The following is a 13,352-nucleotide window of genomic DNA, read 5'->3' on the forward strand; positions in this document are numbered from 1 at the left end:
AGTCCGGCGGGGGTTACCGCGAGGAAGGGCGTGGCGTGGCTCTGACGCAGGCTTTGACGATCGGCATCGACATCGGCGGCACCAAGGTGGCCGCCGGGGTGGTCGACCCGGAGGGCAACATCCTCGACCGGCTGCGCCGGGACACCCCGACGAAGGACCCGAAGGAGACCGAGGACGCGATCGCGGACATCGTCCACGACCTGGAGTCCCGGCACGACGTGATTGCCGTCGGCATCGGCGCGGCCGGGTTCGTCGACGGGACCCGGTCCTCGGTGCTGTTCGCGCCGCACCTCGCCTGGCGGCACGAGCCGCTGCGGGACGCGGTCGAGCGCCGGCTCGGGCTGCCGGTCGTGGTGGAGAACGACGCGAACGCGGCGGCCTGGTCCGAGTGGCGGTTCGGCGGCGGCCAGGGCGAGAGCCACCTGGTCTGCGTCACGCTCGGCACCGGGATCGGCGGCGCGATCCTGAACGACGGCGCCTTGCAGCGTGGGAAGTTCGGCATCGCGGGCGAGTTCGGGCACATGCAGGTGGTGCCCGGCGGCCACCGTTGCGAGTGCGGGAACCGCGGCTGCTGGGAGCAGTACGCGTCCGGCAACTCGCTCACCCGGGAGGCGCGGGAGCTGGCGCTGTCCGGTTCGCCGGTCGCGCACAACCTGCTGCGCGCGGCCGCCGGCGACCCGCGGAAGATCAACGGCCCGATGGTGACCGAGCTGGCCAAGGACGGCGACCCGGTCGCGGTCGAGCTGCTCGAGGACGTCGGCCGCTGGCTCGGCATCGGCCTCGCGAACCTCGCCGCCGCGCTGGACCCCGGTACGTTCGTGATCGGCGGCGGCGTGTCCGACGCGGGCGAGCTGCTGCTGGCGCCGGCACGGGAGGCGTTCAAGCGGACGCTGACCGGCCGCGGGTTCCGTCCCGAGGCCCGGATCGTGCGCGCGGTGCTCGGCCCGGAGGCGGGGATGGTCGGCGCGGCCGACCTGGCGCGCGAGGAGGCGACCTGGCTGCGCCGGGTCCGGGTGAAGACCACGGCGGTGACGGCGAAGACGGCCGCGGCGCGCTCGACCCGGTTGGAGCGGGCCGCCCGCAAGTCCGCGGCCCGGCGTACCGGAATGCGCGCGGACGCCGACCTGCACCACGCCGACGTGAACGGCGACCCCGACGCATGAGCCTGCGGGTCCTCTCGTACAACGTGCACCGGTATGGCGATGACCACGAGGCGTTGGCCCGGGTGGTTCGCGCCTGCGCACCGCACGTCGCGATGCTGCAGGAGGCGCCGACCTGGCTGGGAACGCGGCGCACGCGTCAGGTGATGGCCGACTCGCTCGGTCTTCGGTACGTCGGGTGGTCGTCGCGCAACGCGATCCTGGTTGCCGAGGGCATCGAGCTGAAGGAGCTCCGGCGGCGGCGGGTGTGGCGCCCCTTCTTCCGGCGCTACCCCAGGCCGCGAATGATCGCGACCCAGCTGCCAGGTGGAACGATCGGCGCCAGCCTCACCGTCGAGGGCGTCGATCTGGCGCTCGTGGTCTGTCACCTCGGCCTGCAGAAGCGCGGCCGCCAGCACGAGATCGAGCAGATCCTGACGCTCTGTAAGTCATTCGGTCTTCCCTACCTCCTGGCGGGTGACCTCAACGAAGTACCGGACGAACCGGTCTGGCGCCGACTGGCAGCAGAAGGCCTGACGGACCTGGGCAGCGACGCAGGCCCGACCTTCAACTCCAGCACTCCGGACAGGCGCATCGACGCCGCCCAACTGTCCCCCCAGCTGACCGGCCGCCTCCTCCCCATCCCCGCGGCTCCCGCCGACCTGGCCGCCGCCACCGACCACCTACCCCTCCTGATCGAACTCAAGCCCGGAACTCCAGTCCGGTGACCGTCGGCGCCACGCTCGCCGAGGTACGCGCCGAACCCGAGATGAGTGCCGGGCCAGACGTAGAGGTTGCCGCGGTCAACGTCCTCGTGCGGCGTCAGCCACAGGCCGGCGAGCACCGTGAACGTTCCCGGCGAACCGTTAGCAGGACGAGATCCGGGCGCAGCAGGTGGGCGGCCAGGTCCGCGATTCCCGCCGCGCGGTACAGCCTCAGCAAGGGGTGCGTGTCATTCAGTTGCGGCCACAGGAAGTGCGCGCCGACGCCCTCGGGCGGGTTGCGCTCGAGCATCGCCGCGACGACCCGTCGGCCCGCCGCGACCTGGGCGTCGGTGAGTACGCCGGGCACGACGACGTACCCCTGGGTGCGGAACTGCTCCCGCTGGGCGTCTGTGATCTGCTGCATACGGTCAGTCCAACAGCGGGCGGGACGACAGGCAAACAGATTCCGCTGCTGCCGTTCCCGTAGGTCGCCGTTTTCTGCTGCTCGGCAGTACGTACACCTCTGGTACATAGCGCACCTCTAGTACACAGCGCCTGCACGCCTAGCGTCCTGCTTCCGAAGTTCGGGCCATGAGTGCGCTGGCGTCGGTACCCGCCGAGGCTTCGCGGTCGTCCGGGGGTGTTGTAGGACTCCCCGGTCGCAGTCGCGGGCCTCCCCAAACCCGGCCAGTGCCGTTGCCACCGCCTGGCAGTCGGCGCAGGGCTGGTCAGAACCCATCTTTGAGAAGCCACCAACCACATCGGGCGGCGAAAAGTGGTCGGTAGGTTCTCAAAGATGCCCGGTCGGCAGAGGCGGCGGCCGCGGATGCCATCGTGCCGGCCGGTTCCTGGCCAGCGCGGTGACCGGACGACTTGTCCCACGAGCTTCCGACTCAGGACACGAGCGTCGGGTTCGACATATACGTACTGTCGAGCTGCAGGGCGCGACGACCCCCCGAAGACGACAGTAGAGGCGAATTACTTCTTCTTGCGGGTCAGGAAGGCGAGCATTGCTTCCTGGGCGGCAGGGGAGCCGAAGAGTGAGGCGGACAGGGCGGCGAGGTCTTTGCCGCGGGTGTCGATGTCGGCGAGGAGGGTGCGGTTGAGGAGCTTCTTGGTTTCGCGGAGGCCCTGGGGAGCGCCCTTCAGGAGGGAAGTGAGGACCGTGCTCAGCGCCTCGTCGAGGTCGGCGTCGGGGACGGTCAGCGTGAGGAGACCGAGGCGTGAGGCCTCCATGGCGTCGAAGCTGTTGCCGGTCAGGAACGTGTACGCCGCGGCGCGGTCGGTGAGGCGGGGGAGTACGGTCAGCGAGATCGTCGCCGCCGCCAGCCCCAGCCGTACTTCGGTCAGCGCGAACGTCGCGCTCTCCCCGGCCACGCTGATGTCGGCCGCCGCCACGATGCCGATCCCGCCCGCGCGGACCGGACCCGCCACCCGCGCCACCACCGGTTTCGGGTTCGCGACAATCGCCCGCTGGACGTCCACCATCCGCTGCGCGCCGACTCCCATCCCGACCGTCGTCGCCTCGGACAGGTCGGCCCCCGAACAGAACACCTCCAGCGCCGACCGAACCACGATCACCCGTACGGCGTCGTCCGCACCGGCCGTCTCCAGGTGCGCCAGCAGTTCACCGGTCAACTGCTGCGACAACGCGTTCTTGTTGTGCGGCGAGTCCAACGTGATCGTCGCCACACCGTCGGACACCGCCAGCTGCACGAGTTCGGTCATGAGCCCATCCAACACCCAACGGACAGTCGACGAACCCCTCGCCTCACTCGAATCCGGCTGCACCGACAGGTCCAGCGAGGAGTCTGCATGTTCGACATCGACCCCAGAGACGCCCAGCAATCGGTCGCGTTCGGCCGGGTTGTCAGCGGCACGCAGGTGATCGCTGCCGTGCAGAGCCTCGCGGAGGAGCCGTCCGAGTCCACGCCCGAGCAGAAGGCGCAGGCGGTGGGAGACTTCGCGACCGCGTTGCAGGACAGCGTCCGGCAGCAGCACGCCGCCTCCGTCGGGCTGGACCGCGGTCCGGTCGCCCGAAGCGGTAAAGACAGTGGCGAGAGCGCTCAGAGGCCGGCGGGGACCGATCCCAAGCGGACGGCAAGCACCTCACGCGCTGATCAGGCCGGCGGTGCCGCCGTCGGGTTCAGTGGGTCCGCGTGCCGGTGGGTGATCTTCCACTCGCCGTCCTCGATGCGGAAGATCATCGTGGCGCGGAGTACGTGCGGGACCGGCGCCGGCTGGGTGACGTGGTGCACCCTGCAGCGTTCGATCGCGACCGTGTACGCCGTGTCCGTGCCGACGTGGCTGTCCAGGTACTCGAAGTCCACCGGGTTCCCGGTGTCGTGGAACTGCGCCGACGCCCACTCGTACCGCGGCCCGATCTCGGACCAGCCGACCTCCTGGCCGCCGAATCCGCCGAAGATCGAGGTGTGCTCGCTTCGCGACACCAACGGCAGCCACAACGACGGGTCGCCGTTCACGAACGCGCTGTTGGCCTCCTCGAAGCGGCGCAGGAATGTTGCGAAGTCCTCGGTCATACTCCCAGCCTGTACGCCGCCGGGGTCACTTCTCGGCGGCGTACGTGGGAGACAGCTCACGCGCCAGGTGCTCGATGAACAGCCCGACGTCGGTGACGATGCCACGCGCCTGCGACGAGCCGCGGTCGGCGAGTTTGGTCACGGTCGCCGGGTTGATGTCCACACAGGTCAGCGGGACCGACGCCGGCAAAATGTTGCCAGTAGCAACCGAGTGCAGCATGGTCGCGGCCATCAGGCAGTACCCGACACCGTCCAGCTCGGCCCGCATCGCGCGCTGACCCTCGAGTACGTCGGTGTAGACGTCCGGCAACGGCCCGTCGTCGCGCACCGACCCGACGAGGACGAACTTCCCGCCCTTCTTGACCAGCGCGTGCATCACACCCGAAGTGAGCACACCCTGCTCGACCGCGGCATCGATCGACCCCGCCTTGCGGATCGTGTTGATCGCGCGGATGTGGTGCTCGTGCCCGTGCTCGACGCCGCGCCCACGGGCCAGGTCGACGCCCAGCGACGTCCCGTACAGCGACGACTCGATGTCGTGCGTCGCGAGCGCGTTGCCGGCGAACAGGACGTCGACGTACCCGGCCTCGACGATCGCGACCATCGCCGGGGCCGCCCCGGTGTGCACGATGCCGGGGCCGCCGACCCACAGGACCTTCAACCCGTTCGCCTTCGCCTCGCGCATGCCGTCCGCGACCTGCTTGACCAGCACCCGCTGCGGCTTCTCCGAGGACACGTCGGACTCCATGAAGCCGAAGCCCTCCTCGGTGTTCACCACGATCGGGGGCGTGACCCGGACACCCTGAGCGCTGGTGATGATCTGCATGCCGGCGCGGACGTCGGACATCGGGATGGTGCGCACCGTGGTGCCTTCGACGAGCAGGCCGCAGTCCATCTCCGGGTTCTGTACGGCGACCCAGTGGCCGCCGAGCCGGACGCTGGTCGGCAGGTTCGTGGTCGAGTAGAACCCGTCCGGGAACACGCCGTCCTGGGTGACCTCGGTGATCTCCGGCGTACCCGGGTCGACCAGGTTCGCGCCCTTGGTCTGGATCCGCATCAGCAGCCGCTGCAGCGACTCCTCGTCCTCCGCGCCGACCGTCATCCGGACGGTGGAGGGGTCGTCCTTGTCGTACCCGAGGTCGAACTTGTCCAGCGTGTACTCGCCGCCGTACCCGCGGATGTCGTCGAGGACGCGGGACAGCAGCCCGGAGTCCATCAGGTGGCCGGTGATCTCCACCGTCTCGGTGACCTGCACGGCGGTACCTCCCAAACGCGATGTCGTCGGATTGTCCGACGATCCGCACTCTAGCTCAGAAGCTCAGACGACCGCCCCGTCGTCCCCGCCACCACCGGGCGGCAGCCGGTCCTTCATCCGGAGCACCAGCGTGAGGAAGCCGCCGATGAACCCGATCACCGCGAGGGTGGTGATCCGCCCGGTGCCGAAGCCGAAGATCGCCGCCGCGATCAGCAGCAGCGGGCCGCCGAGCAGGCCGAGCCAGGCGAGCCGGCTGACCCAGTCCAGCCGCGGGCCGCGCGGCGGCTCCGGCGGGACGAAGTGGTCGTGCGGGTCGTCCGCCTTCTTGGCTGGCCGCGCGTCCTCGGGTGGGATGTCGTCCTGGACGGTGAGCCCGGTCGGTACGTCGATCAGCGGCTCGTACTTCTCGTCGACGTCCTCGCTGGCCGGCCACCGCGGCACCGGGTCCTCGCTGCCGTCGTGCCCGGGCGCCGACGGCTTGTTGAACTGCTCGACGAGCGACCTCCACTCGGCGTCCTCGGTACTGCGGTCGATCACCGGACGGGCCCGTTCCACCGCCTCGGCGTCGACGAAGATCTCGTCGTACCCCACTGACGTCCCGCTCTGGCTGTCGCAGTACGCCGCGATCCCGGCCGCCTTGAGCGCGTCCAGCACCGGCTCGGCGACCAACGGGTCGATGCCGCCGAGCGACGTGTACGACGTCGCGGTCAGTCCGTTGTCACGCATCGTCTCGACCGCTCAAGCGGCCGACGAAGGCTGCGGAGTCCGTGAAGATCCGCGGTGCGTCGTTGTCCAGAGTTGCCACGTGATAGCTGTCCTCGAGCAGGGTCTCGGTCACATCGCGGGACGAGATCGAGGACAGGATCGTCCGCCCCGAGCTCGGCTCCACCACATGATCGACAGTACTGCGGAACAACAGCACCGGCTGCGTGATCTTCGCCAGATCCGCGCGGGTGACCTTCCACAGGTGCGACAGCGAGAGCAGCGCGCGCAGCGGCATCCGGTCGTACGCGCCCTCCTCGACGCCGGGCTTCTTGATGTCGTTCGAGATGCCGGGGAACGACGGCAGCACCCGGGCCAGCACCGGGAGCAGCGCCAGCCGCTTGTCGTCGGTCTGCACGGACGGGTTGACCAGGACCAGACCGGAAATGTCGGTGCCGTGCTCCTCGGCGAGCCGCAGGGTCAGGCAGCCGCCCATGGACAGGCCGACCACGAACACCTGGTCGTGCTCCTTGCGGAGCCGCTCGAGCTCATTGTCGAGGACGGCGTACCACTCCTGCCAGGTGGTCCGGTTCATCTCCTGCCAGCTGGTCCCGTGACCGGGCAGCCGCGGCACCGCCACGCCGTACCCGGCGGCGGCCAGGTGCTCGCCGAACGGGCGCATCGAGCGCGGCGAGCCGGTGAATCCGTGACTCAGCAGTACGCCGACGGCGGCGTTCTCCCCGGTCCCGGGACTGCGAAACTCCTCCGCGTGGGCTTGCACTGGCACGCTCGACTCCTCGCCGTTCACGGTCCTCACCGATACGCGCTCAACTACGTCTCCGAGCGCGTGACAATCGTCGCATCTGGGCTGCATCCAGTCTGCATCCAGGTGACAACACGGTGAGCAATACCCACATTCCTGGCGGTGACATTGCCTGAGGGGGAAGCTGGAACGTAGTGTCCGCACCGGAACGGTTGACGCGCCGGGGTTGTCGTGTCTGGGTAGATGTGTGTCGGGCGAGTTGACGGAGGTCGAGGCGGATGCTGTATCTGTTCCTGAGACGGTTCCTGGTCGCGCCGCTGGTCAAGCTGCTGTTCCGGCCGAGGGTGACCGGGCTGGAGCACGTACCGACCGAAGGCCCGGCGCTGCTGGTCAGCAACCACCTGGCGTTCTGCGACTCGATCTTCCTGCCGGTGTCGGTGCCGCGGCAGATCGTCTTCCCGGCCAAGTCGGAGTACTTCAACGGCCCCGGCCTGAAGGGCAAGCTGGTCGCCACGTTCTTCCGCTCGGTCGGCCAGATCCCGATCGACCGCTCCGGCGGCCGCGCGTCGCTGGCGGCGCTGAACACCGGCCTGGGGATCCTCGAGCAGGGCGGCCTGTTCGGGATCTACCCGGAAGGCACCCGGTCGCCCGACGGCCGGCTGTACAAGGGCAAGACCGGGGTCGCCCGGATGGCGATCGTGGCCGGCGTACCGGTGATCCCGGTGGCGATGATCGACACCGAGAAGCTGCAGCCGGCGGGCCGGATGAAGCCGACGCTGTTCCACCGCGAGAAGGGCCGGCTGCTGCCGCGCCTGGTCCGCCCGGGCGTCGCGTTCGGCGAGCCGATGGACTTCTCCCGGTACGAGGGCATGGAGCGGGACCGCTTCGTGCTGCGGTCGGTCACCGACGAGATCATGTACGCGCTGATGGGCCTGTCCGGCCAGGAGTACGTCGACATGTACGCCGACAAGGCCAAGGAACTGCTCAAGGCCGGCGAGTCCATCGACGAGCACGTCCGGCTGGGTGACACCAAGGCCAGCTGAGACGGTGAGCGTCCGTTCTGGCGGTTCGCCTAGAGTTGGGGCATGCAATTCGCGACGTTGACGACGGGACAGGTGCCGGGGGTTCCGACGCTGGACGAGCTGCGCGGGCTGAAGCCGCTGCAGCAGCCCGAGTGGCCGGACCAGGGTGCGCTCGAGCGGGTGATCGCCGAGCTCCGGACGTTGCCGCCGCTGGTGTTCGCCGGTGAGTGCGACGACCTGACCACGAAGATCGGCGCGGTCGCCCGCGGCGAGGCGTTCATCCTGCAGGGCGGCGACTGCGCCGAGACCTTCGCCGGCGTGACCGCGGAGAACATCCGGGCCAAGCTCCGGGTGCTGCTGCAGATGTCCGTCGTGCTGCAGTACGCAGCCAGCGTCCCGGTGGTGAAGATCGGCCGGATCGCGGGGCAGTACGCGAAACCGCGCTCGTCCGGTGAGGAGACCCGGGACGGCGTGACGCTGCCGTCGTACCGCGGAGACGCCGTCAACGGCTTCGACTTCACGCCTGAGTCGCGGATCCCGGACCCGACACGGCTCCGAGGCGTCTACAACGCCGCGGCCGCGACGCTCAACCTGACCCGCGCCTTCACCACCGGCGGGTACGCCGACCTGCACCAGGTGCACGCGTGGAACACCGACTTCGTGAAGTCGTCGCCGGTCGGCCGGCGCTACGAGCAGCTGGCCTCCGAGATCGAGCGCGCGCTGGCCTTCATGCGGGCCTGCGGCGCGACGTCCGACGAGTTCCGGACCGTCGACTTCTACGCGTCCCACGAGGCGCTGATCCTCGAGTACGAACACGCCCTGACCCGGATCGACTCGCGCACCGAGCAGCCGTACGACGTGTCCGGCCACCTGCTCTGGGTGGGGGAGCGGACCCGGCAGCTGGACGGCGCGCACGTCGAGTTCCTGGCCTCGCTGTCGAACCCGCTCGGCGTCAAGATCGGCCCGACCACGACCCCGGAGTACATCCGGGCGCTGATCGACAAGCTGAACCCGAAGGGCATCGAGGGCCGGCTGACCTTCATCACCCGGATGGGCGCCGGCACGATCCGGGAGGCGCTGCCGCCGCTGCTGGAGGCGGTCCGCGACCACGGCTCGCCGATCGCGTGGGTGTGCGACCCGATGCACGGGAACACCTACGAGACGCCGAACGGGTACAAGACCCGCAACTTCGACGACGTGATGGACGAGGTGCAGGGCTTCTTCGACGCGCACGAACAGGTCGGGACCTGGCCGGGCGGCGTACACATGGAGCTCACCGGTGACGACGTCACCGAGTGCCTCGGCGGCGGCGAGGCACTGGTCGCGGAGGACCTGGCGAGCCGGTACGAGACGGCCTGCGACCCGCGGCTGAACCGGCACCAGTCGCTGGAGCTGGCCTTCCTGGTCGCCGAGCGCCTGCGGGGTGCCCGGGCATGAACGCGCACCTGATCGACCTGCGATCGGACACCGTCACCCGCCCGTCGGCGGAGATGCTGGCGGCGATGACGTCGGCGCCGGTCGGTGACGACGTGTACGGCGAGGACCCGACCGTCAATGCGCTGGAGGAGCACGTCGCCGGCCTGCTCGGGCACGAGGCCGGGCTGTTCACGGTGACCGGCTCGCTGGCGAACATGCTCGGCGTACGGGCACTGGTACCGCGTGGCGGCGAGGTGCTGTGCGAGGCGAGCGCGCACATCGTCCGCGCCGAGCTCGGATCGCACGCTGCCTTCGCGGGTGTCACCACGCGGACGTGGAGCGCGCCGGCCGGGCAGATCGACCTCGAGCAGATCCGCACCCTGATCGCGCCCGACCTCGGACCGTACTTCGTGATCACGTCGGCCGTCTCGGTGGAGAACACGCACAACTTCGGCGGCGGGTCGATCCAGCATTCCTTCGACGCTCTGGCCGACGAGCTGGATGCTTCCGGGCTTCCGCTGCATCTCGACGGCGCGCGGCTGTGGAACGCCGCCGTCGCGACCGGCCGGACGGTTGCTTCGTACGGTGTGCGGGCGGCCGCGGCGAGCGTCTGCCTGTCGAAGGGCCTGGGCGCGCCGGTCGGCTCGGTGCTCGTCGGGTCGACGGAGCTGATCCGCGAGGCTCGGGTCTGGCGGAAGCGGCTCGGTGCCGGGTGGCGCCAGGCCGGCGTACTGGCTGCTGCCGGCCTGTACGCCGTGGAGCACAACGTCGAGCGGCTGGCCGAGGACCACGCGAACGCCCAGGCGATCGCCACCGTGCTCGCGGACGCGGCGCCTGGTTCGGTGAAACCCGACCAGGTCGAGACGAACATCGTCGTCGTGGACCTCGCCGGCACCGGCCACACCGTGCCGGAGGTAGTGGCCGGGGCGCGCGACGCCGGCGTACTCGTCGGCGGTGTCGGGGCGACCCAGCTGCGGATCGTCACGCACCTGGACGCCTCGGCGGCGGACTGCCGTACCGCGGCGGAAGTACTGGCCCGGATCATCGCCGGCTGACGGACCCGGCGCCGGATCCGCGGCAGGGCGAGATAGGGTTCAGCTGTTCGGGTCGCAGCATTCGGGGAGAGCCGTGCGAGAGATCGTCGTGTTCAGCGGAAGTGCCCACACCGAGTTGGCGGAGCAGATCTGTAGTGATCTCGGCGTGCCGCTGTCTCCGGTCGAGGTTCATCGTTTCAGCAACGACTGCCTGCAGGTCCAACTGCAAGCGAACTGCCGGCAACGAGACGTGTACATCGTGCAACCTCTCGTACCGCCGACGCAGGACCACCTGATGGAACTGCTGCTGATGATCGACGCCGCCCGCGGCGCGTCGGCCGCGCAGATCACCGCCGTCATCCCGCACTACGCGTACGCACGCTCCGACAAGAAGGACGCCTCCCGGATCTCGATCGGCGGCCGCCTCGTCGCCGACATGCTGACCACCGCGGGCGCCAACCGGGTACTGACCATGGCGCTGCACGCGCCACAGGTGCACGGGTTCTTCTCGGTCCCGGTCGACCACCTGACCGCGATCGGCGTACTCGCCGACCACTTCCGCGGCCGCGACCTGTCCGACACGGTCGTCGTCAGCCCCGACCTCGGCAACGCCAAGACCGCCACCCAGTTCGCCCGCCTGCTCGGCGTACCTGTGGCCGCCGGCAGCAAGCAGCGCCTGGCCGACGACCGCGTGATCATCGACGCCATCGTCGGCGAGGTGGCCGGCAAGCGTGCCATCGTCCTCGACGACGAGATCGCCACCGGCGGCTCCATCATCGAACTCCTCGACCGCCTCAAGGACCAAGGCTGTACGTCGGCCGCCGTCGCCTGCACCCACGGCCTGTTCGCCGGCCCCGCTGTCGAGCGCCTCCGGTCGCACCCGTCGATCACCGAGGTCATCAGCACCGACACCGTCCCCCGCCCGCTCGGTTTCCCCGAACTCGAAACCACCTCAGTAGCCGGCCTCTTCGCCGAAGCCATCAAACGAATCCACGACGGCGAATCCGTCAGCAGCCTCTTCGACGGCGTAGACCCCACCCACGCCCCACCCCAACCCAAACTCCCCTTCTAGAGAGCCACCCGGCCGAGGCGATTGGTCACCTCGGGAACTTGGCCAGTGAAGAGCGAAGCGGCCAACCCCGCCTGCTACCTCCGTCCGGTCCCTCCCGCCCCCGCTCCGCGTGCCACGCACTCGCTTGGCGCGCTGCGCTGCCTTCCCGCGGTTGCTCCGGGCCCCCTCCCACCTTCCGGCGAGTGCTGGCGCATTCAGTTGCCGGCTGCCCGCGAGCTGCTGGCTGGCGGCCGCGTGGTGACTGCCTGGCGGGCGCCCGTGGGGAAGCAGGTCCACCGTCTGCGGCGGCCTACCAGGGGCAGCTGTGATGAAGGGTGCTGCTGGTCGTCGGGCACGCCGGACCGTCCCTCGGATCGGGTTTGCGAACAGCTCGGCGAGCTTGAGGTCTCTGGACTGCGGGTCGCTCGGGATGTTCGGCGCCATCGCCTTGAGCTGTTGCAGTGGCGGAGGGGACATGGGTCTGTTGAGGTGACCGGGCAGTGTGCGGCGAGGCCCGAGCGGGTGTTCGAGGTGTTGGCTCAGCCGGAGAGGTGGGCGGAGTGGAATGCGGGGGTGGCCCGGATCGAGGTGCATGGTCCGTTTGCGGCGGGGACCGAGGCGGTGATGGTGTTGCCGAATTCGACGGCGCTTCCGTTTACGTTTGCTTGGGTTGAACCGGGCAAGGGGTTTGAGGACGTCACCGAAGTACCGGACGCTGGGGTCGTCGTACGCGCGCGGCATGAGCTGGCACCGATCGCTGGTGGCACTCAGATCACGTACCGCTGTGAAGCCCACGGTCCTGCCGATGCCGCCGCCGAGGTGGGTGCTGCTGTCTCGTCGGACTTTCAGGAAGTGATCGCGGCTCTCGGCGCGCGTGCGGAGCGGCTCGGTGGGTGAAGCGCTCGAGCCACGTGAGAGCCCGGGGCTGCGGCTGTGGCGCGCGACCCTGAGTTGGCAGCGGCAGATGACGTTGACGCTGAAGCCGCTCGGGCTGACGCACGTACAGTTCGTGCTCGTCGCCAGCACCTGGTGGCTCAACCACGTCGCCGGCGAATCCCCGACCCAACGCCGCATCGCCGACCACGCCAACACGGATCCGATGATGACCTCACAGGTCCTCAGAACCCTGACGGCCAAGGGCTTGCTGTCCCGAACCCCCGATCCCACCGACTCGCGCGCAGTCCTCGTAGAGGTCACTCCCACCGGAGCAGCTCTTGCCAAGCGTGCAGTCAAACTGGTCGAAGAAGCCGACAAAACCCTTCTTCAAAACCGTGCCCGACGGCAACGCCCTGATGGACGTACTCCGCGCACCAAGCCAGTGAGCCATGCACGTGCTGGCAAACTGCTGGCTATGACTGACCTAGCTGGTGCCGACTGGTTTGCGGTGCGATGCGTCTTCCGACTCGGGCGTCCGGCGGGAGTCGACGGTAAGGGATACGAAGAGCGGATCACGTTGTGGCGGGCTGATTCGTTCGATCATGCCATCGAGCGCGCCGAGGCCGAGGCGCTTGAGTATGCGTCGATGGTGGCAGACTCTCCGGACGAGTATTTGGGTCTCGCACAGGCGTATCGCCTGGCGGACGTGCCGGGTGATGGCGCCGAGGTCTTCTCCTTGATACGGGAGAGCAAGCACAGGCCGCAGACGTATGTCGACCGGTTCTTTGACACCGGAACTGAACGTCAGGGCTTCTCCTGACAGGCGGTGCCGCCTGCATAGGATGGCGCG

14 protein-coding genes are annotated in these 13,352 nt (G+C 69.3%); 8 read left to right on the plus strand and 6 right to left on the minus strand.

Going from position 1 to position 13,352, the window contains the following annotated elements; genetic code table 11:
- The first annotated feature begins 35 nt into the window (after nt 1–35).
- Together JOF29_RS39705 and JOF29_RS39710 are read left to right on the plus strand one after the other, a co-directional pair.
- The gene (locus tag JOF29_RS39705) at nt 36–1,163 is read left to right on the plus strand and encodes an ROK family glucokinase (protein WP_209699447.1); all 1,128 of its coding nucleotides are present in this window, start codon (nt 36–38) and stop codon (nt 1,161–1,163) included.
- The gene (locus tag JOF29_RS39710) at nt 1,160–1,867 is read left to right on the plus strand and encodes an endonuclease/exonuclease/phosphatase family protein (protein ID WP_209699448.1); all 708 of its coding nucleotides are present in this window, start codon (nt 1,160–1,162) and stop codon (nt 1,865–1,867) included. Before JOF29_RS39705 ends, JOF29_RS39710 begins: the two co-directional genes overlap by 4 nt.
- Nucleotides 1,868–1,961: 94 nt before the next feature.
- On the opposite strand, the gene JOF29_RS39715 is transcribed toward JOF29_RS39710, so the two are convergent.
- The 6 genes from JOF29_RS39715 to JOF29_RS39740 form a co-directional block, all read right to left on the minus strand.
- Entirely contained in the window at nt 1,962–2,267 is a 306-nt protein-coding gene (locus JOF29_RS39715) for a phytanoyl-CoA dioxygenase family protein (protein ID WP_209699449.1), read from the minus strand.
- 554 nt (nt 2,268–2,821) lie between these two features.
- Nucleotides 2,822–3,571 carry an enoyl-CoA hydratase-related protein gene (locus JOF29_RS39720; RefSeq protein ID WP_209699450.1) on the minus strand — a complete coding sequence of 250 codons (750 nt, stop codon included), beginning with the start codon at nt 3,569–3,571 and terminating at the stop codon, nt 2,822–2,824.
- Between the two features lie 392 nt (nt 3,572–3,963).
- A complete protein-coding gene (locus tag JOF29_RS39725; protein WP_209699451.1) occupies nt 3,964–4,383 on the minus strand; it encodes a YybH family protein in 420 nt (139 codons plus the stop codon).
- A 25-nt stretch (nt 4,384–4,408) separates the two neighbouring features.
- Complete coding sequence (locus tag JOF29_RS39730) at nt 4,409–5,638, minus strand: ornithine cyclodeaminase, nickel-pincer nucleotide-dependent (RefSeq protein ID WP_209699452.1); 1,230 nt, start codon at nt 5,636–5,638, stop codon at nt 4,409–4,411.
- 63 nt (nt 5,639–5,701) lie between these two features.
- Nucleotides 5,702–6,364 carry a putative signal transducing protein gene (locus JOF29_RS39735; RefSeq protein ID WP_209699453.1) on the minus strand — a complete coding sequence of 221 codons (663 nt, stop codon included), beginning with the start codon at nt 6,362–6,364 and terminating at the stop codon, nt 5,702–5,704.
- On the minus strand, nt 6,357–7,127 hold the full coding sequence (locus tag JOF29_RS39740; protein ID WP_307863926.1) for an alpha/beta hydrolase: 771 nt from the start codon (nt 7,125–7,127) through the stop codon (nt 6,357–6,359). The genes JOF29_RS39735 and JOF29_RS39740 overlap by 8 nt, the downstream gene beginning before the upstream one ends.
- Before the next feature lie 254 nt (nt 7,128–7,381).
- On the opposite strand from JOF29_RS39740, the gene JOF29_RS39745 reads away from it, so the two are divergent.
- The 6 genes from JOF29_RS39745 (at nt 7,382) to JOF29_RS39770 (ending at nt 13,322) form a co-directional block, all read left to right on the plus strand.
- On the plus strand, nt 7,382–8,146 hold the full coding sequence (locus tag JOF29_RS39745; RefSeq protein WP_209699455.1) for a lysophospholipid acyltransferase family protein: 765 nt from the start codon (nt 7,382–7,384) through the stop codon (nt 8,144–8,146).
- A gap of 42 nt (nt 8,147–8,188) precedes the next feature.
- Nucleotides 8,189–9,562: a class II 3-deoxy-7-phosphoheptulonate synthase gene (locus JOF29_RS39750; protein ID WP_209699456.1), complete on the plus strand. Its 1,374-nt coding sequence runs from the start codon at nt 8,189–8,191 to the stop codon at nt 9,560–9,562.
- Nucleotides 9,559–10,596, plus strand: coding sequence for a threonine aldolase family protein (locus JOF29_RS39755; RefSeq protein ID WP_307863927.1), 1,038 nt, complete (start codon nt 9,559–9,561; stop codon nt 10,594–10,596). The genes JOF29_RS39750 and JOF29_RS39755 overlap by 4 nt, the downstream gene beginning before the upstream one ends.
- A 73-nt stretch (nt 10,597–10,669) precedes the next feature.
- On the plus strand, nt 10,670–11,647 hold the full coding sequence (locus JOF29_RS39760) for a ribose-phosphate diphosphokinase (RefSeq protein ID WP_209699457.1): 978 nt from the start codon (nt 10,670–10,672) through the stop codon (nt 11,645–11,647).
- Nucleotides 11,648–12,115: 468 nt separating this feature from the next.
- On the plus strand, nt 12,116–12,523 hold the full coding sequence (locus tag JOF29_RS39765; protein WP_209699458.1) for an SRPBCC family protein: 408 nt from the start codon (nt 12,116–12,118) through the stop codon (nt 12,521–12,523).
- Nucleotides 12,516–13,322 (plus strand): MarR family transcriptional regulator, encoded by an 807-nt coding sequence (locus JOF29_RS39770; RefSeq protein WP_209699459.1) that lies wholly within the window; start codon nt 12,516–12,518, stop codon nt 13,320–13,322. The genes JOF29_RS39765 and JOF29_RS39770 overlap by 8 nt, the downstream gene beginning before the upstream one ends.
- Nucleotides 13,323–13,352 lie beyond the last annotated feature (30 nt).

Origin of the sequence: Kribbella aluminosa, assembly GCF_017876295.1 — a bacterium.
Taxonomy (GTDB): domain Bacteria; phylum Actinomycetota; class Actinomycetes; order Propionibacteriales; family Kribbellaceae; genus Kribbella; species Kribbella aluminosa.

Coding starts and splice junctions, on each gene's coding strand:
- JOF29_RS39715 (WP_209699449.1), bottom strand. CDS start 2,267: ATGCAGCAGATCACAGACGCCCAGCGGGAGCAGTTCCGCACCCAGGGG.
- JOF29_RS39755 (WP_307863927.1), top strand. CDS start 9,559: ATGAACGCGCACCTGATCGACCTGCGATCGGACACCGTCACCCGCCCG.
- JOF29_RS39710 (WP_209699448.1), top strand. CDS start 1,160: ATGAGCCTGCGGGTCCTCTCGTACAACGTGCACCGGTATGGCGATGAC.
- JOF29_RS39720 (WP_209699450.1), bottom strand. CDS start 3,571: ATGACCGAACTCGTGCAGCTGGCGGTGTCCGACGGTGTGGCGACGATC.
- JOF29_RS39750 (WP_209699456.1), top strand. CDS start 8,189: ATGCAATTCGCGACGTTGACGACGGGACAGGTGCCGGGGGTTCCGACG.
- JOF29_RS39735 (WP_209699453.1), bottom strand. CDS start 6,364: ATGCGTGACAACGGACTGACCGCGACGTCGTACACGTCGCTCGGCGGC.
- JOF29_RS39725 (WP_209699451.1), bottom strand. CDS start 4,383: ATGACCGAGGACTTCGCAACATTCCTGCGCCGCTTCGAGGAGGCCAAC.
- JOF29_RS39745 (WP_209699455.1), top strand. CDS start 7,382: ATGCTGTATCTGTTCCTGAGACGGTTCCTGGTCGCGCCGCTGGTCAAG.